13 protein-coding genes and 1 riboswitch are annotated in these 18,249 nt (G+C 55.5%); of the genes, 3 read left to right on the forward strand and 10 right to left on the reverse strand.

The genetic code is table 11. The annotated features are described in order from the left end of the window. Positions 1–203 precede the first annotated feature (203 nt). The gene (gene rpoB / locus L384_RS13995) at positions 204–4,232 is read left to right on the forward strand and encodes a DNA-directed RNA polymerase subunit beta (RefSeq protein ID WP_015569976.1); all 4,029 of its coding nucleotides are present in this window, start codon (positions 204–206) and stop codon (positions 4,230–4,232) included. A gap of 76 nt (positions 4,233–4,308) precedes the next feature. After that, positions 4,309–8,532: a DNA-directed RNA polymerase subunit beta' gene (rpoC, locus tag L384_RS13990; RefSeq protein WP_022650200.1), complete on the forward strand. Its 4,224-nt coding sequence runs from the start codon at positions 4,309–4,311 to the stop codon at positions 8,530–8,532. A 56-nt stretch (positions 8,533–8,588) separates the two neighbouring features. On the opposite strand, the gene L384_RS13985 is transcribed toward rpoC, so the two are convergent. The 10 genes from L384_RS13985 to L384_RS13940 all read right to left on the reverse strand — a co-directional run bounded on the left by L384_RS13985 (position 8,589) and on the right by L384_RS13940 (position 17,375). After that, positions 8,589–8,906 carry a PTS lactose/cellobiose transporter subunit IIA gene (locus L384_RS13985; RefSeq protein WP_003862327.1) on the reverse strand — a complete coding sequence of 106 codons (318 nt, stop codon included), beginning with the start codon at positions 8,904–8,906 and terminating at the stop codon, positions 8,589–8,591. After that, positions 8,906–9,214, reverse strand: a complete 309-nt coding sequence (locus L384_RS13980; RefSeq protein ID WP_010425948.1) for a PTS sugar transporter subunit IIB — start codon at positions 9,212–9,214, stop codon at positions 8,906–8,908. The genes L384_RS13985 and L384_RS13980 overlap by 1 nt, the downstream gene beginning before the upstream one ends. Before the next feature lie 180 nt (positions 9,215–9,394). Then, the gene (locus L384_RS13975) at positions 9,395–10,936 is read right to left on the reverse strand and encodes a sensor domain-containing diguanylate cyclase (RefSeq protein WP_023315203.1); all 1,542 of its coding nucleotides are present in this window, start codon (positions 10,934–10,936) and stop codon (positions 9,395–9,397) included. A gap of 339 nt (positions 10,937–11,275) precedes the next feature. Continuing rightward, positions 11,276–12,403, reverse strand: a complete 1,128-nt coding sequence (gene thiH / locus L384_RS13970; RefSeq protein WP_022650202.1) for a 2-iminoacetate synthase ThiH — start codon at positions 12,401–12,403, stop codon at positions 11,276–11,278. After that, the gene (thiG, locus tag L384_RS13965) at positions 12,403–13,170 is read right to left on the reverse strand and encodes a thiazole synthase (protein ID WP_022650203.1); all 768 of its coding nucleotides are present in this window, start codon (positions 13,168–13,170) and stop codon (positions 12,403–12,405) included. The genes thiH and thiG overlap by 1 nt, the downstream gene beginning before the upstream one ends. Position 13,171: 1 nt before the next feature. Further along, complete coding sequence (gene thiS, locus L384_RS13960; RefSeq protein WP_003862324.1) at positions 13,172–13,372, reverse strand: sulfur carrier protein ThiS; 201 nt, start codon at positions 13,370–13,372, stop codon at positions 13,172–13,174. Continuing rightward, the gene (gene thiF / locus L384_RS13955; protein WP_022650204.1) at positions 13,356–14,111 is read right to left on the reverse strand and encodes a thiazole biosynthesis adenylyltransferase ThiF; all 756 of its coding nucleotides are present in this window, start codon (positions 14,109–14,111) and stop codon (positions 13,356–13,358) included. The genes thiS and thiF overlap by 17 nt, the downstream gene beginning before the upstream one ends. Beyond that, positions 14,098–14,739, reverse strand: a complete 642-nt coding sequence (gene thiE, locus L384_RS13950; protein ID WP_003862319.1) for a thiamine phosphate synthase — start codon at positions 14,737–14,739, stop codon at positions 14,098–14,100. The genes thiF and thiE overlap by 14 nt, the downstream gene beginning before the upstream one ends. Continuing rightward, positions 14,739–16,634 (reverse strand): phosphomethylpyrimidine synthase ThiC, encoded by a 1,896-nt coding sequence (thiC, locus tag L384_RS13945; RefSeq protein ID WP_023324000.1) that lies wholly within the window; start codon positions 16,632–16,634, stop codon positions 14,739–14,741. The genes thiE and thiC overlap by 1 nt, the downstream gene beginning before the upstream one ends. A 79-nt stretch (positions 16,635–16,713) precedes the next feature. Then, positions 16,714–16,823: riboswitch (TPP riboswitch) on the reverse strand. A 54-nt stretch (positions 16,824–16,877) separates the two neighbouring features. After that, positions 16,878–17,375 (reverse strand): Rsd/AlgQ family anti-sigma factor, encoded by a 498-nt coding sequence (locus L384_RS13940; RefSeq protein ID WP_022650207.1) that lies wholly within the window; start codon positions 17,373–17,375, stop codon positions 16,878–16,880. A 95-nt stretch (positions 17,376–17,470) separates the two neighbouring features. Here L384_RS13940 and nudC point away from each other — a divergent pair, with 95 nt between their 5' ends. Further along, positions 17,471–18,244 (forward strand): NAD(+) diphosphatase, encoded by a 774-nt coding sequence (nudC, locus tag L384_RS13935; protein WP_023324001.1) that lies wholly within the window; start codon positions 17,471–17,473, stop codon positions 18,242–18,244. Positions 18,245–18,249 lie beyond the last annotated feature (5 nt).

Genomic DNA, 18,249 nt, shown 5'->3' on the forward strand with positions numbered 1-18,249 from the left:
GTCCTGACAATGCTTGTTTCTATCGACGACTTAATATACTGCGACAGGGTGCTCGCTCTGTGTAAATCGCAATGAAATGGTTTAAGCGTGATAGCAACAGGTATTGCGGAAAGTATTCAATTTTCCGGTCCACAAAATGGTGTTGCACAAACTGTCCCTTCGTCGGACAGATGGGTCGACTTGTCAGCGAGCTGAGGAACCCTATGGTTTACTCCTATACCGAGAAAAAACGTATTCGTAAGGATTTTGGTAAACGTCCACAAGTTCTGGACATTCCATATCTCCTTTCTATCCAGCTTGACTCGTTCCAGAAGTTTATCGAGCAAGATCCTGAAGGGCAGTACGGCTTGGAAGCAGCCTTCCGTTCCGTGTTCCCGATTCAGAGCTACAGCGGTAATTCCGAGCTGCAGTACGTCAGCTACCGCCTTGGCGAACCGGTGTTTGACGTTCAGGAATGTCAGATCCGTGGCGTGACCTATTCCGCACCGCTGCGCGTAAAACTGCGTCTGGTGATCTACGAGCGCGAAGCGCCGGAAGGCACCGTAAAAGACATTAAAGAACAAGAAGTCTACATGGGTGAAATTCCACTCATGACGGACAACGGTACTTTCGTTATCAACGGTACTGAGCGTGTTATCGTTTCCCAGCTGCACCGTAGCCCGGGCGTCTTCTTCGACAGCGATAAAGGTAAAACGCACTCTTCCGGTAAAGTACTGTATAACGCACGCATCATTCCTTACCGTGGTTCATGGCTGGACTTCGAATTCGATCCAAAAGACAATCTGTTTGTCCGTATCGACCGTCGTCGTAAGCTGCCTGCAACCATCATTCTGCGTGCACTGAACTATACCACTGAGCAGATCCTGGACCTGTTCTTTGAGAAAGTGATCTTTGAAATCCGCGACAACAAGTTGCAGATGGAGTTGGTGCCGGAACGTCTGCGTGGTGAGACCGCGTCGTTCGACATCGAAGCCGACGGCAAAGTGTATGTGGAAAAAGGTCGCCGTATCACCGCGCGCCACATCCGCCAGCTGGAAAAAGATGATATCAAACACATCGAAGTTCCGGTTGAATACATTGCAGGAAAAGTAGCCGCGAAAGATTACGTTGATGAATCAACTGGCGAGCTGATCTGCCCGGCGAACATGGAGCTGAGCCTGGATCTGCTGGCTAAGCTGAGCCAGTCTGGCCACAAACGTATCGAAACGCTGTTCACCAACGATCTGGACCACGGTCCGTACATCTCTGAGACTGTACGCGTCGACCCAACCAACGATCGTCTGAGCGCGCTGGTCGAAATCTACCGCATGATGCGTCCTGGTGAGCCACCAACTCGCGAAGCGGCTGAAAGCCTGTTCGAGAACCTGTTCTTCTCCGAAGACCGCTACGATCTGTCCGCGGTTGGTCGTATGAAGTTCAACCGTTCTCTGCTGCGCGACGAGATCGAAGGTTCCGGTATCCTGAGCAAAGACGACATCATTGAAGTGATGAAGAAGCTCATCGATATCCGTAACGGTAAAGGCGAAGTGGACGATATCGACCACCTCGGCAACCGTCGTATCCGTTCCGTAGGCGAAATGGCGGAAAACCAGTTCCGCGTTGGCCTGGTACGTGTAGAGCGTGCGGTGAAAGAGCGTCTGTCTCTGGGCGATCTGGATACCCTGATGCCTCAGGATATGATTAACGCGAAGCCGATTTCTGCGGCAGTGAAAGAGTTCTTCGGTTCCAGCCAGCTGTCTCAGTTCATGGACCAGAACAACCCGCTGTCTGAGATCACGCACAAACGTCGTATCTCCGCACTCGGCCCAGGCGGTCTGACCCGTGAACGCGCAGGCTTTGAAGTTCGAGACGTACACCCGACTCACTACGGTCGCGTATGTCCAATCGAAACGCCTGAAGGTCCAAACATCGGTCTGATCAACTCCCTGTCCGTGTACGCACAGACGAACGAATACGGTTTCCTCGAGACCCCGTATCGTAAAGTGACCGACGGTGTTGTTACTGACGAAATTCATTACCTGTCTGCTATCGAAGAAGGCAACTATGTTATCGCTCAGGCGAACTCCAACCTGGATGACGAAGGCCACTTTGTAGAAGATCTGGTTACCTGCCGTAGCAAAGGCGAATCCAGCTTGTTCAGCCGCGACCAGGTTGACTACATGGACGTATCCACCCAGCAGGTGGTATCCGTCGGTGCGTCCCTGATCCCGTTCCTGGAACACGATGACGCCAACCGTGCATTGATGGGTGCGAACATGCAACGTCAGGCCGTTCCAACTCTGCGTGCTGACAAGCCGCTGGTTGGTACCGGTATGGAACGTGCTGTTGCCGTTGACTCTGGTGTTACAGCAGTTGCTAAGCGTGGCGGTACCGTTCAGTACGTTGACGCATCCCGTATCGTTATCAAAGTTAACGAAGACGAGATGTATCCGGGCGAAGCGGGTATCGACATCTACAACCTGACCAAATACACCCGTTCTAACCAGAACACCTGTATCAACCAGATGCCATGTGTGTCTCTGGGTGAGCCAGTTGAGCGCGGCGACGTGCTGGCAGACGGTCCGTCCACCGACCTCGGTGAACTGGCGCTCGGTCAGAACATGCGCGTAGCGTTCATGCCGTGGAACGGTTACAACTTCGAAGACTCCATCCTCGTCTCAGAGCGTGTGGTTCAGGAAGATCGTTTCACCACCATCCACATTCAGGAACTGGCATGTGTGTCCCGTGACACCAAGCTGGGGCCAGAAGAGATCACTGCCGACATCCCTAACGTGGGTGAAGCTGCGCTCTCCAAACTGGATGAATCCGGTATTGTTTACATCGGTGCGGAAGTCACCGGCGGTGATATTCTGGTAGGTAAGGTGACGCCGAAAGGTGAAACCCAGCTGACGCCAGAAGAGAAACTGCTGCGTGCTATCTTCGGTGAGAAAGCGTCTGACGTTAAAGACTCTTCTCTGCGCGTACCAAACGGTGTTTCCGGTACGGTTATCGACGTTCAGGTCTTCACTCGTGATGGCGTTGAGAAAGATAAGCGTGCGCTGGAAATCGAAGAGATGCAGCTCAAACAGGCTAAGAAAGACCTGTCTGAAGAACTGCAAATCCTCGAAGCAGGTCTGTTCAGCCGTATCTATGCGGTGCTGGTTGCCGGTGGCGTTGAAGCTGAGAAGCTCGACAAACTGCCACGCGATCGCTGGCTGGAACTGGGCCTGACCGACGAAGAGAAACAGAATCAGCTGGAACAACTGGCTGAGCAGTATGACGAACTGAAACACGAGTTCGAGAAAAAACTCGAAGCGAAACGCCGTAAAATCACTCAGGGCGACGATCTGGCACCAGGCGTGCTGAAGATTGTTAAGGTGTATCTGGCTGTTAAACGTCAGATCCAGCCTGGTGATAAGATGGCAGGTCGTCACGGTAACAAGGGTGTTATCTCTAAGATCAACCCGATCGAAGATATGCCGCACGATGCTAACGGTACGCCGGTAGATATCGTACTGAACCCACTGGGCGTACCGTCTCGTATGAACATCGGTCAGATTCTGGAAACCCACCTGGGTATGGCTGCGAAAGGTATCGGCGATAAGATCAACGCCATGCTGAAACAGCAGCAGGAAGTCGCGAAACTGCGCGAGTTCATCCAGCGTGCCTATGATCTGGGTACCGACGTTCGTCAGAAAGTCGACCTGAACACCTTCAGCGATGAAGAAGTGCTGCGTCTGGCAGAGAACCTGCGCAAAGGTATGCCAATTGCAACGCCGGTATTCGACGGTGCAAAAGAAGCTGAAATTAAAGAGCTGCTGCAACTGGGTGGTCTGCCAACGTCTGGTCAGATTACGCTGTTTGACGGCCGTACCGGTGAACAGTTCGAGCGTCCGGTAACCGTAGGTTACATGTACATGCTGAAACTGAACCACCTGGTCGACGACAAGATGCACGCTCGTTCTACCGGTTCTTACAGCCTGGTTACTCAGCAGCCGCTGGGTGGTAAGGCTCAGTTCGGTGGTCAGCGCTTCGGGGAGATGGAAGTGTGGGCGCTGGAAGCATACGGCGCAGCATACACCTTGCAGGAAATGCTCACCGTTAAGTCTGATGACGTGAACGGTCGTACTAAGATGTATAAGAACATCGTAGACGGCAACCATCAGATGGAACCGGGCATGCCAGAATCCTTCAACGTACTGTTGAAAGAGATTCGTTCGCTGGGTATCAACATCGAACTGGAAGACGAGTAATTCTCGCTCAAACAGGTCACTGCTGTCGGGTTAACGCCCGACAGCAGAGTGTGCTAACTCCGACGGGAGCAAATCCGTGAAAGACTTATTAAAGTTTCTGAAAGCGCAAACTAAAACCGAAGAGTTTGATGCGATCAAAATTGCTCTGGCTTCGCCAGACATGATCCGTTCATGGTCTTTCGGTGAAGTTAAAAAGCCGGAAACCATTAACTACCGTACGTTCAAACCTGAGCGTGACGGCCTTTTCTGTGCGCGTATTTTCGGGCCAGTAAAAGATTACGAGTGCCTGTGCGGTAAGTACAAGCGCCTGAAACACCGTGGTGTGATCTGTGAGAAGTGTGGCGTTGAAGTGACCCAGACCAAAGTACGCCGTGAGCGTATGGGCCACATCGAGCTGGCGTCTCCAACCGCTCACATCTGGTTCCTGAAATCTCTGCCGTCCCGTATCGGCCTGCTGCTGGATATGCCGCTACGCGATATCGAACGTGTTCTGTACTTCGAATCTTATGTGGTTATCGAAGGCGGGATGACCAATCTGGAACGTAACCAGATCCTGACCGAAGAACAGTATCTGGACGCGCTGGAAGAGTTCGGTGACGAATTCGACGCGAAGATGGGTGCGGAAGCTATCCAGGCCCTGCTGAAGAGCATGGATCTGGAGCAAGAGTGTGAAACTCTGCGCGAAGAGCTGAACGAAACCAACTCCGAGACCAAGCGTAAAAAGCTGACCAAGCGTATCAAACTGCTGGAAGCGTTCGTTCAGTCTGGTAACAAACCAGAGTGGATGATCCTGACCGTTCTGCCGGTTCTGCCGCCAGATCTGCGTCCGCTGGTTCCGCTGGATGGTGGTCGTTTCGCAACGTCAGATCTGAACGATCTGTATCGTCGCGTGATCAACCGTAACAACCGTCTGAAACGTCTGCTGGATCTGGCTGCGCCGGACATCATCGTACGCAACGAAAAACGTATGCTGCAGGAAGCGGTAGATGCCCTGCTGGATAACGGTCGTCGCGGTCGTGCGATCACCGGTTCTAACAAACGTCCTCTGAAATCTTTGGCCGACATGATCAAAGGTAAACAGGGTCGTTTCCGTCAGAACCTGCTCGGTAAGCGTGTTGACTACTCCGGTCGTTCTGTAATCACCGTAGGTCCATACCTGCGTCTGCATCAGTGCGGTCTGCCGAAGAAAATGGCACTGGAGCTGTTCAAACCGTTCATCTACGGCAAGCTGGAACTGCGTGGCCTGGCCACCACCATCAAAGCCGCGAAGAAAATGGTTGAGCGTGAAGAAGCTGTCGTTTGGGATATCCTGGACGAAGTTATCCGCGAACACCCGGTACTGCTGAACCGTGCACCAACTCTGCACCGTCTGGGTATCCAGGCCTTTGAGCCGGTACTGATCGAAGGTAAAGCTATCCAGCTGCACCCGCTGGTTTGTGCGGCCTATAACGCCGACTTCGATGGTGACCAGATGGCTGTTCACGTACCGCTGACGCTGGAAGCCCAGCTCGAAGCGCGTGCGCTGATGATGTCTACCAACAACATCCTGTCTCCAGCGAACGGTGAACCTATCATCGTTCCTTCTCAGGACGTTGTACTGGGTCTGTACTACATGACCCGTGACTGTGTTAACGCCAAAGGCGAAGGCATGGTGCTGACTGGCCCTAAAGAAGCTGAGCGTATTTATCGCGCTGGCCTGGCCTCTCTGCATGCGCGCGTTAAAGTGCGTATCACCGAATACGAAAAAGATGAAAACGGCGAATTCGTTGCGCACACCAGCCTGAAAGACACGACCGTTGGCCGTGCCATTCTGTGGATGATCGTACCGAAAGGTCTGCCTTTCTCCATCGTCAACCAGGCGCTGGGCAAGAAAGCGATCTCCAAAATGCTGAACACCTGTTACCGCATTCTGGGTCTGAAGCCGACCGTTATCTTCGCTGACCAGACAATGTACACCGGCTTTGCTTATGCAGCGCGTTCAGGTGCATCTGTTGGTATCGATGACATGGTCATCCCAGAGAAGAAACACGAGATCATCTCTGAAGCGGAAGCTGAAGTTGCTGAAATCCAGGAGCAGTTCCAGTCTGGTCTGGTAACCGCAGGCGAACGTTACAACAAAGTTATCGATATCTGGGCTGCGGCGAACGATCGTGTATCCAAAGCGATGATGGATAACCTGCAAACCGAAACCGTGATTAACCGTGACGGCGTAGAAGAGCAGCAGGTCTCCTTCAACAGCATCTACATGATGGCCGACTCCGGTGCGCGTGGTTCTGCGGCACAGATTCGTCAGCTGGCAGGTATGCGTGGTCTGATGGCGAAGCCAGATGGCTCCATCATCGAAACGCCAATCACCGCGAACTTCCGTGAAGGTCTGAACGTACTCCAGTACTTCATCTCCACGCACGGTGCGCGTAAAGGTCTGGCGGATACCGCACTTAAAACGGCGAACTCCGGTTATCTGACGCGTCGTCTGGTTGACGTTGCGCAGGATCTTGTCGTCACCGAAGACGATTGTGGCACCCTCGAAGGTATCACCATGACCCCTGTTATCGAGGGTGGTGATGTTAAAGAGCCGCTGCGCGATCGCGTACTGGGTCGTGTGACCGCGGAAGACATTCTGAAGCCGGGCACCGCAGACATTCTGGTTCCACGCAACACCCTGCTGCACGAACAGTGGTGTGACCTGCTGGAAGCGAACTCTGTTGACTCCGTGAAAGTGCGTTCCGTTGTATCCTGTGACACCGACTTTGGTGTGTGTGCGCACTGCTACGGTCGTGACCTGGCGCGTGGCCACATCATCAACAAAGGTGAGGCTATCGGCGTTATCGCGGCACAGTCCATCGGTGAGCCGGGTACACAGCTGACGATGCGTACGTTCCACATCGGTGGTGCGGCATCTCGTGCGGCTGCTGAATCCAGCATCCAGGTGAAAAACAAAGGTAGCATCAAGCTCAGCAACGCGAAGTCGGTTGTGAACTCCAGCGGTAAACTGGTTATCACTTCCCGTAACACCGAGCTGAAGCTGATCGACGAATTTGGTCGTACCAAAGAGAGCTATAAAGTGCCTTACGGTGCGGTTATGGCGAAAGGTGATGGCGAGCAGGTTGCTGGCGGTGAAACCGTTGCAAACTGGGATCCACACACCATGCCGGTAATCACCGAAGTAAGTGGTTTCATCCGCTTTACTGACATGATCGACGGCCAGACCATTACTCGTCAGACCGACGAGCTGACCGGTCTGTCTTCTCTGGTGGTTCTGGATTCTGCTGAACGTACTACCGGTGGTAAAGATCTGCGTCCTGCACTGAAAATCGTTGATGCGCAGGGTAACGACGTTCTGATTCCTGGTACCGATATGCCTGCGCAGTACTTCCTGCCGGGTAAAGCGATTGTACAGCTGGAAGATGGCGTACAGATCAGCTCTGGTGATACCCTGGCGCGTATTCCTCAGGAATCCGGCGGTACCAAGGACATCACCGGTGGTCTGCCACGCGTTGCGGACCTGTTCGAAGCACGTCGTCCGAAAGAGCCTGCAATCCTGGCTGAAATCAGCGGTATCATCTCCTTCGGTAAAGAGACCAAAGGTAAGCGCCGTCTGGTTATTACGCCTGTAGATGGCAGCGAGCCGTACGAAGAGATGATTCCTAAGTGGCGTCAGCTCAACGTGTTCGAAGGTGAACGCGTAGAACGTGGTGACGTGGTTTCCGACGGTCCAGAAGCGCCGCACGACATCCTGCGTCTGCGTGGTGTGCATGCTGTTACCCGTTACATTGTTAACGAAGTACAGGACGTATACCGTCTGCAAGGCGTTAAGATTAACGATAAACACATTGAAGTTATCGTTCGTCAGATGCTGCGTAAAGCGACCATCGAAAACGCAGGCAGCTCCGACTTCCTGGAAGGCGAGCAGGTTGAATACTCACGCGTTAAGATCGCTAACCGCGATCTGGAAGCGAACGGCAAAATTGGCGCGACCTTCTCGCGCGATCTGCTGGGTATCACCAAAGCGTCTCTGGCAACCGAGTCCTTCATCTCTGCTGCATCGTTCCAGGAAACCACGCGTGTCCTGACCGAAGCGGCTGTTGCAGGTAAACGTGATGAACTGCGCGGTCTGAAAGAGAACGTTATCGTGGGTCGTCTGATCCCGGCCGGTACCGGTTATGCGTACCACCAGGATCGTATGCGTCGTCGCGCAGCGGGCGAACTGCCAGCTGCACCGCAGGTGACTGCCGAAGATGCATCCGCGAGCCTGGCAGAACTGCTGAACGCAGGTCTGGGCGGTTCCGACAACGAGTAATCGTTGATGCCGTAAATAAAAAACCCGCCTCGGCGGGTTTTTTTATATCTGCATTTTCAGTTTACCAGCGGGATGCGTCGATAAAGCTCAATCATGTCGCCCGCCAGATCCTGAATTACCATCGCGTTCATCAGGTGGTCCTGAGAATGAACGGTGATCAGGTTAACCGGCAGTTTTCCTGTCCCTTCGTCAAGACCGATAAGCTGCGTCTGGATCGTATGCGCATGTTTCACATATTCACGCGACTCTTCCATCGCTTTCTCGGCTTCGTCAAAGTCGCCTTTTCGCGCCATCTGCAACGCCGTCAGGGCCGCACTGCGCGCCGCGCCTGCGTTGACCAGCAGTTCCATGATCGTGGTTTCTAAGTCTTCCATTATGACTCCAGAAGTTTGAGCGCTTTTTCCAGTACGGCATCACCTTTCATCATGCCGTAATCCATCATGTCGATGACCGCGACCTTTTTTCCGAGCGGATCGGCCTGCGCCTGGAGTTTTGCCTGTTCGTATTTGACCTGTGGCCCCAGTAATACGATATCAGCCGTCGCGATGTTATCTTTGAACTCCGCGACCGGAACGGCTTTAATGGTTACTTCGACTCCTTTTTTCTGCGCGGCATCTTTCATACGTTGAACCAGCATGCTGGTTGACATTCCCGCTGCACAGCATAAAACGATGTTCTTCATAGTCAGCCTCGATCTACATGTGTTTATTGATAATTATCCCGTGCAGACTGCTTCAACAACCGCTTTACCGCGATTGTGTGTCAGGCATCACAAAGAAATCGGCATTTTTCTGAAACCGGTTACAATTTTACCGCGGAGAGCATTCTGCCCGTCAGATCGGGCAGAATTTGAGTAAGGGTATTATCGGCTGGCCGTGCTTACGATGCGGTTTTTACCCTGTTGTTTAGCGGTATACAGCGCTTCATCTACGCTACCGATAAATTGTTCCAGCGGTTCGAAGTGCCACTCTCCCGTCCCGGCGCTGAAGGTCACTCGCAGGTTCTCTTCCCGCCAGGTCCGCTTTTCAACGGCGGTGCGCCAGGCTTCCAGTAGCGCGTGCGCGGAGTTCATCAGCTCGGCCGGGAAGATCACGCCGAACTCTTCTCCACCGTAGCGGTAAACGGGAACGTGGTGCGGCTGCATGATCTGAATACCTTCGCGTGCCACGTTGCGCAGCACAATATCCCCGCTCAGGTGGCCCCAGGTGTCGTTAATGGACTTGAAGTTATCGATGTCGATCAGCGCCAGAACGAAGGGTTGATGGGCGGTCAGCAGCTCATCCACATCGTTGTCGAACGCACGGCGGTTTTTGCAGCCTGTCAGCGCATCATGGGTGGCCTGACGGACATAGGCCAGCTCGCGTTCTTTATTGGTTCGAATGGTATGGCTGAGCATCGCTTCAAGGCGTGGCGCCTGGTTGACGTCGCCGGTTTTGATGGCATTGATAATGTTCATCAGCACAGAACGCGAGGCATGACGAAGGTAAAGCCCAAACAGAATGATGATGATTGCCGCCAGCGCAAATCCCCAGCCGACGACGGTGGTTTCATGCCGGGTGATGACGGTAAGCGTGGCATCGGAGACCCGATAAATCACAAACCAGTCCGGATTGGTGAAAGAGTAGTAGTAATACCAGGTTTTACTTTTGGGGTCGAAAAGATGGCCCTCGCCGCTGGTCATTTGGTCCATCAGCGCTTCGCTTACGTACTGCTTAAAGAGCGCCCCCGTGTCCGGATGCAGCACAACAGCGCCGTCACGCTCCACAACAAAAAACTCACCCTGAACCGGCGCCACCATCTGGCGCAGGGTATACCCCATGGACGTTAAATCAAGATGGAAAGCGAGCGTGCCCTTCAGGCGGCCTTCCGGTGAAATGACCGGCTTATAGAGAGTGACCGTAGGATGTTGGGTAAAATAGTCCAGATAGGGGCGGGTGTAGTGAGGAAAGTTGCTGGCTTCCGCTTGTCCGATAAACCATGGACGGGTCCGGGCGTCGAACGACTTACCCTTCTCCGTTGGCAGCACTTCCGGCGCGCGCAGATGGCGCCCTACTGTGTCCGCCAGAGAGATAGACGACACCGTCGGCATCAGGTTCTGCAAATGCATCAACATCTGCAAACCGTGTGTCGGGTCGATATTAATTGTCTGATTTACTCTGTCGTTACGGGCGAAGTACATCGCAGCACGACCAAGAATATAGTCATTTTCTCGCAGGATGGATTCGGTATAGTTTACCGCCAGATTATGGGTGAAGTTACCATTAATCTTATGATAATCCTCAAGAAAATCCTTTCTCTGTGAAAGGATAACCAGGATGGCGATCAGCGCAAAACTGAGCAGGATCCCCGCGAAGCTGACCATAATTGGCCGCGTAAAAGAGAGCTTTTTACTGTGGAGTGCCATGAGTTGTACATCAATCCAGATGGTAGACGCGTTGCGTCTGTCGATACCCTCAGCATAGTCGCTGTCCGGTTGCTGGTAGTAAATTATACAGAAGGCGATTACCGACGAGATGATTTATCTTAAGCGTAGATAAGAAACGACGTATTTATTGTATCGATTAAAATTTTGTTTAAGAGGCGGAGGGCAGGGCGAAACGAGGAAGAAGCATTTTCACCCTGGTCAGCGTCCGTTGCTGACGTGGTAAAGCATAAGAAAACCAGGCAGATCGCCTCAATCGCCCGGTTTTGATCTTACGAGCCGCCTCGTAACCTTTTCGCGTTTTTGCAGTCGGTTTCAGCGCTAATGCGAGGCTCTTCCCAGCCAGCTATCCCAGTCTTTCCACACGGGCTGTAGCCCCTGGGCAGTCAGGGCTTCCGCCACCGCTTCGGGCCGTCGTCCGTCGTGCGGTGCAAACTGTTCCAGTTCCGGGTGATCGTCCGCGTAACCGCCCGGCTGCGTTTTGGAAAAGGCGCTAACGTTATTGATCGCCAGCGGGATCGCGCGGTCGCGAAACGCGGGTGATTCACGCGTGGAGAGCGACAATTCCACTTCCGGCGCGAACAGGCGAAATGCACACAGGGTTTGCACCAGCTGGCGCTCATCCATCAGCGAAGCGGGTTCAACGCCTCCCGTACACGGACGCAGCCGCGGGAAAGAGATGGAATAGCGGCTTTGCCAGTAGCGCTGCTGTAGCCACAGCAGATGCTCCGCCACCATATAGCAGTCCACCCGCCAGCTGTCGGACAGACCGATAAGCGCGCCCAGCCCAATTTTATCGATACCGGCGCGCCCCAGCCTGTCCGGCGTTTCCAGCCGGAAGATGAAATCCTGCTTCTTCCCTTTCAGGTGATGCCGGGCATAGGTCGCCTCGTGGTAGGTTTCCTGATAGACCATGACGCCGTCCAGCCCGAGCGTTTTCAGCTCCGCATATTCCTCCTGCGACAAAGGCTGCACTTCCATTTGCAACGAGGCAAATTCGCGGCGGATGGCCGGAAGATGCTGGCGAAAATAGTCCATCCCCACTTTGCCCTGATGTTCACCCGTCACCAGCAGGAGATGTTCAAAACCCATCTCACGAATAGCCGCACACTCGCGGGCGATCTCATGCTCATCCAGCGTTTTACGCTTAATACGGTTGCTCATGGAGAAACCACAGTAGGTGCAGTCGTTGGCGCACAGGTTAGAAAGATAGAGCGGCACGTAAAAGCTCACCGTGTTGCCAAAACGCTGGCGGGTGAGGCGTTGCGCGCGCTGCGCCATCGGTTCAAGGTACGCGCCGGCTGCCGGAGAAAGCAGCGCCATCAAATCCTCGCGGGTCAAATGTTTGGCTGTTAATGCCCGCTCTACGTCCGCAGAGGTTTTACTGTTGATGCGTAAGGCAATATCGTCCCAGTTCAGCTGACGCCAGCGATCGGTAAAGGTAGCCATCAGAGCGCCTCCAGAAAATCGGTCAGCGGGCTGGTGGCCTGCGCCTGAACGCAGCGCGAGCCAGGGCCGGACTGGCGTGCCAGCAGACCGGACTCCACGGCAAGGCGGAACGCACGCGCCATCATCACCGGGTCGTCGGCCACCGCAATCGCGGTATTGACCAGCACCGCATCGGCCCCCATCTCCAGCGCCTGCGCGGCGTGACTGGGTACGCCGATGCCCGCATCCACCACCACGGGCACGGTCGCCTGCTCGATGATGATCTCCAGCATCGCGCGGGTCTCCAGTCCCTGGTTGGAGCCAATGGGTGCCCCTAACGGCATTACGGCCGCGCAGCCGACCTCTTCCAGACGCTTGCACAGCACGGGGTCGGCACCGCAGTAGGGCAGGACGGTAAATCCCTGCTGCACCAGCTTCTCTGCCGCTTTCAGGGTTTCGATCGGATCGGGCAACAGCCAGCGGGCGTCCGGATGAATTTCCAGCTTCAGCCAGCGGGTGCCGAGCGCTTCCCGCGCCAGTTGCGCAGCGAAAATTGCTTCCTCGGCCGTTTTCGCACCGGAGGTATTCGGTAAGAGCGTCACGCCTGCCTCCAGTAACGGCGCAAGTATGGCATCGTTGTGCTGACGCAAATCCACGCGCTTCATCGCCAGTGTCACCAGCTGGCTGCCGCTCTCACGAATGGCATCCACCATCAGCTGCGGGGAGGCGAATTTTCCGGTTCCGGTAAACAGATGTGAATCAAAGACTTTGTCGGCAATACGTAACATCTCAGCCCCCTGCGATAACCTGAAACAGCAGGATCTGGTCGCCTTCATTGACCTGCTGATGTTCCCACCGCTCGCGCGGCAGGATCTGTTGATTGAGCGCCAGCGCCGTTCCCGGCTTCAGCTGGCGCAGCGTGTCGAGCAGGGCGGCAACGGTAAGATCGTCGTCGCACGTCATCGGCTCATCGTTAAACAGAATGCGCATTGCGGCCTCCGCATACCGGGCAGTGGCTGGCGCGGTTTAACACCAGATGACGCCATCCGCTGGAGCGGGCGTCGAACAGCCGCAGCGTGTTGCGTTCTGTCTCTATGCCGCTGAGCAACTTGATGGCCTCCAGCGCCTGAAGAGTACCCATCACGCCCACCACCGGGCCCAGAATGCCTGCCGTGCGGCAGTTACGCTCCGGTTCAGCCTCGTCAGGCCACAGGCAGCGGTAGCAGCCCTGTGCCCACGGCGGCGTAAGCACCATTATTTGCCCGCCGAAACCGACCGCGCTGGCGGTGATCAGCGGCGTGTTCTGTGCAACACAGGCCGCGTTGATGGCCTGACGCGTCGCCATGTTGTCCGTGCAGTCCAGCACCGCGTCGGCAAGGGCAACTTCGCGTTGCAGCTCGTCTCCGCTAAGCCGCGTCTGGAGCGCAACCAGTTCGATATCGGGGTTAAGCTGGTTCAGCCGCTGGCGCGTAACCTGCGCCTTAGGCTGGTTAACATCTTCTGTCGTGAAGAGGATTTGCCGTTGCAGATTGCTGAGATGTACCTCGTCGTCATCGGCCAGCACCAGCGTGCCCACGCCCGCGCCGGCCAGATACAGCGCGGCGGGGGCGCCTAATCCACCCAGACCGACAATCAGTACCCGGCTGGCGAGCAGCTTTTGCTGCCCGTCAATGGCGATATCCTCCAGCAGGATCTGGCGGCTGTAGCGCATAAAATCACGATCTTTCATCGCCTGCTCCTGCCAGTTGTAAAAGCCGTGCGGTGGCGGCCTGCCAGTCTGCGGCCTGGGTGATAGCGCTGACGACGGCGATACTGCCGACGCCGGTTTCCAGCACGGCGGGCGCACGTTCAAGGCTGATCCCGCCGATGGCAACGGTGGGGTAATCGGCAAGGCGCTTAACGTGGGCCGCCAGCTGCGTCAAGCCCTGTGGAGCGGACGGCATCTGTTTGGTTTGCGTCGGGAAAACGTGACCGAGCGCGATGTAAGAGGGGCGGGCTGCCAGCGCCACGTCGATCTCCATATCATCATGGGTAGAAACGCCCAGCCGCAGACCGACGTCACGGATCGCGTTGAGATCGGTCGTTTCCAGATCTTCCTGTCCCAGATGCACGCCGTACGCCTGGTGTTTAACCGCCAGCCGCCAGTAGTCGTTGATAAACAGGCGGGCGTGGTAGCGACGTCCCAGCGCGATAGCGGCGATCACGTCGGCCTCCACCTCTTCATCGCGTTTATCCTTAATGCGTAGCTGGATCGTGCGAACGCCTGCCTCCAGCAGGCGCGCTATCCACGCCACGCTGTCCACCACCGGGTAAAGCCCTAAGCGGAAGGGGACAGGGGGGAAATCAGGCTGGTACATTATGCCTCCTCTTTTTTGAGGTAGATTTCGCCGCCTTTCGCGCGGAAGGTTTCCGACATGTCCGCCATGCCGACTTCAATGGTCTGCGCGGCGGCGTAATCGCGTACTTCCTGGCTGATTTTCATCGAGCAGAATTTTGGTCCGCACATGGAGCAGAAGTGCGCGACTTTGCCCGATTCCTGCGGCAGGGTTTCGTCGTGGTAGGCGCGGGCGGTGAACGGATCGAGGGCCAGGTTAAACTGGTCTTCCCAGCGGAATTCAAAGCGCGCTTTGGACATGGCGTTGTCGCGAATTTGCGCGCCCGGATGGCCTTTCGCCAGATCCGCCGCGTGGGCGGCAATCTTGTAGGTAATCAGTCCCTGCTTCACGTCCTCTTTGTTTGGCAGGCCGAGGTGCTCTTTCGGTGTCACGTAGCAGAGCATGGCGCAGCCGAACCAGCCGATCATCGCCGCCCCAATGCCTGACGTGAAGTGGTCATAGCCCGGCGCGATGTCAGTTGTCAGTGGCCCCAGCGTGTAGAACGGTGCTTCGTGGCAGTGCTCCAGCTCTTCGGTCATGTTGCGACGGATCATCTGCATCGGCACATGGCCCGGGCCTTCAATCATCACCTGCACGTCGTACTCCCAGGCGATTTTGGTCAGCTCGCCCAGCGTGTGCAGCTCGGCAAACTGCGCCTCGTCGTTAGCATCGCGGATGGAGCCAGGACGCAGGCCGTCGCCCAGCGACAGGGAGACGTCGTACGCGGCGCAAATTTCGCAGATTTCGCGGAAGTGTTCGTAGAGGAAGTTTTCCTGATGATGGGAAAGGCACCATTTCGCCATAATGGAACCGCCGCGTGAGACGATACCGGTCAGACGTTTCGCCGTCATCGGCACGTAGCGCAGCAGCACGCCCGCGTGGATGGTGAAGTAGTCCACGCCCTGTTCCGCCTGCTCCAGCAGCGTGTCGCGGAACGCTTCCCAGGTGAGGTTTTCGGCGATGCCGTTGACCTTCTCCAGCGCCTGATAAATCGGGACGGTGCCAATCGGCACCGGGCTGTTACGCAGGATCCATTCGCGGGTTTCGTGAATATAGCGGCCGGTGGAAAGGTCCATCACCGTATCCGCGCCCCAGCGCGTCGACCAGACCAGCTTTTCCACCTCTTCTTCGATGGATGACGTCACCGCTGAGTTGCCGATGTTGGCGTTGACCTTCACCAGGAAGTTGCGGCCGATAATCATCGGCTCGGATTCCGGGTGGTTGATGTTGGCGGGGATAATGGCGCGCCCGGCGGCCACTTCATCACGCACAAATTCCGGCGTGATGTTCTCCGGCAGGCGAGTGCCAAACCCTTCACCCGGATGCTGGTGGCGCAGCACTTCGCTGCGGATGCGCTCGCGGCCCATGTTTTCGCGGATGGCGATGAACTCCATCTCCGGCGTGACGATACCCTGGCGCGCGTAGTGCAGCTGGGTTACGCATTTGCCCGCTTTAGCGCGTTTTGGCGTCAGCAGGCCGGTAAAGCGCAGCGCGTCCAGACCGTCGTCGGCCAGGCGTTCTTTGGTGTATGCAGAACTGCGTACGCTCAGTTCTTCGCAGTCGTTACGCGCCTCTATCCACGGCTGGCGCAGCTTTGCCAGACCCTGCTGGACGTTGATAGCCACATCAGGATCGCCGTACGGGCCGGAGGTGTCATACACCGGCACGGCTTCGTTGTCTTCATACTGCGGATTCTCTTTGCTGCCGCCGATAAGCGTCGGGCTGAGCTGGATTTCGCGCATCGGGACGCGGATATCGGCCTGCGAGCCGGAAATGTAGATGCGTTTCGAGTTCGGGAAAGCGGTGCCTTCCAGGGTGTCGATGAAGCGTTGTGCGTGTTCGCGCTGTTCGCGGCGGGTCAGTTTTGCAGTAGACATAGCTCATTCCAAAAGTGAAGGACATGGCTTGTCAGACGACGGATGAAGCAAGAGAGGATCGCCCGGGGGGCGATACAACAGCAGTGTGACTCTTGTTCCCTTCGCAGGTATTAACCTGATCAGGTTCCGCGGATCCCGAATTAACGGTCTCAGCCCGTGCTTTCACACTGGGCACTCCGACAAGAAAAATCCCCCTCCGCAGAGGGGCGAATGGTTGTAAATTACTCGTTAACGATTAAGAACTCAAGCAGGGCGCGCAACGTTATCGCTGGTGCTGATATTCAGGTTGTTGTCCAGCACGAGGGCGATGAGCTTGTCTTCCAGCGTGAATCGCTCTTCCAGCGCTTCGCCAAGGTCGGAAAGCGCCTGCTGAAACTCAAGATAGTTATCGTGATCGATAGCGTTCTCCAGCGCGGAATCGTAGTAGTCCATGATCCGCTGGGTGTTGGCTTCCAGCAGCGGACAGAGTTTACTGGCCGCTAAATACGGCGTTGTCCCTTCCATTTCGCGGATAATGCGTTCATAAAGGTTGAAATGGCCGTCGGAGAGGTAGTCGACAAGGCTCTGACAAAAATCATCCAGCGCTTTTTCGTTCAGCCGCATAAAGGATTCTTTGCCAGGCTTAAGACCGACCAGATTGTAATACGCCACAAGGAGATGCTTGCGCACATGTAGCCAGCGATCCACCAGGGTGTTACTTCCTCCAACGCGCTCAGTCAGGCTTTCCAGCTGGTTTAACATGGTCGACTCCATAAGGTTTAGAATGGGATCTGCTTATCCAAAATGTAACCACAATGCTAACAACATGTCAGTGAAGCGAAGGTAGTGCAATAGATATGGATCGTATTATTGAAAAATCAGATCTGGGTTGGTGGATCGTCAGTCACGAGCAAAAGTTGTGGCTGCCCGGTGGGGAGATACCCTACGGTGTGGCAGAAATCTTCGATCTCGTCGGCCAACCTGCGCTGCGGATCGGCGAGTGGCAGGGCGATCCGGTATGGTTGATCCTACAGGCTCGTCGTCAGGATATGGGATCCGTTCGTCAGGTGTTGGATCGGGATGTCGGCCTGTTCCAGCTGGCGGGGCGCGGCGTGCAGCTGGCGGAGTTTTACCGCTCGCACAAATACTGCGGCTACTGCGGCCACACCATGCACCCGAGCAAAACCGAGTGGGCAATGCTTTGCGGCCACTGCCGTGAACGCTACTATCCGCAAATCGCACCGTGCATCATTGTCGCCATCCGCCGTGATGATTCCATCCTGCTGGCGCAGCATACCCGTCATCGCAACGGCATTCATACTGTCCTCGCCGGGTTCGTGGAAGTCGGCGAAACGCTGGAACAGGCGGTGGCGCGTGAGGTGATGGAGGAGAGCGGCATTAAGGTGAAAAACCTGCGCTATGTGACGTCGCAGCCGTGGCCGTTCCCGATGTCCCTGATGACCGCGTTTATGGCGGAATACGACAGCGGCGAGATTGTTATCGATAAGAAAGAGCTGCTGGAGGCGAACTGGTATCGCTACGACGATTTACCGCTGCTGCCCCCGCCGGGAACGGTGGCGCGTCGCCTGATAGAAGATACCGTGGCAATGTGTCGGGCCGAGTATGAGTAGTGTTA

Source organism: Enterobacter sp. MGH 38 (assembly GCF_000492855.1).
Lineage (GTDB): Bacteria > Pseudomonadota > Gammaproteobacteria > Enterobacterales > Enterobacteriaceae > Enterobacter > Enterobacter hormaechei_C.

Bases quoted from the DNA above. Each gene is read 5' to 3' on its own strand.
- rpoB (WP_015569976.1), top strand. From the start codon at position 204: ATGGTTTACTCCTATACCGAGAAAAAACGTATTCGTAAGGATTTTGGT.
- L384_RS13985 (WP_003862327.1), bottom strand. From the start codon at position 8,906: ATGGAAGACTTAGAAACCACGATCATGGAACTGCTGGTCAACGCAGGC.
- L384_RS13980 (WP_010425948.1), bottom strand. From the start codon at position 9,214: ATGAAGAACATCGTTTTATGCTGTGCAGCGGGAATGTCAACCAGCATG.
- L384_RS13975 (WP_023315203.1), bottom strand. From the start codon at position 10,936: ATGGCACTCCACAGTAAAAAGCTCTCTTTTACGCGGCCAATTATGGTC.
- thiH (WP_022650202.1), bottom strand. From the start codon at position 12,403: ATGGCTACCTTTACCGATCGCTGGCGTCAGCTGAACTGGGACGATATT.
- thiG (WP_022650203.1), bottom strand. From the start codon at position 13,170: ATGTTACGTATTGCCGACAAAGTCTTTGATTCACATCTGTTTACCGGA.
- thiS (WP_003862324.1), bottom strand. From the start codon at position 13,372: ATGCGCATTCTGTTTAACGATGAGCCGATGACGTGCGACGACGATCTT.
- thiF (WP_022650204.1), bottom strand. From the start codon at position 14,111: ATGAAAGATCGTGATTTTATGCGCTACAGCCGCCAGATCCTGCTGGAG.
- thiE (WP_003862319.1), bottom strand. From the start codon at position 14,739: ATGTACCAGCCTGATTTCCCCCCTGTCCCCTTCCGCTTAGGGCTTTAC.
- thiC (WP_023324000.1), bottom strand. From the start codon at position 16,634: ATGTCTACTGCAAAACTGACCCGCCGCGAACAGCGCGAACACGCACAA.
- L384_RS13940 (WP_022650207.1), bottom strand. From the start codon at position 17,375: ATGTTAAACCAGCTGGAAAGCCTGACTGAGCGCGTTGGAGGAAGTAAC.
- nudC (WP_023324001.1), top strand. From the start codon at position 17,471: ATGGATCGTATTATTGAAAAATCAGATCTGGGTTGGTGGATCGTCAGT.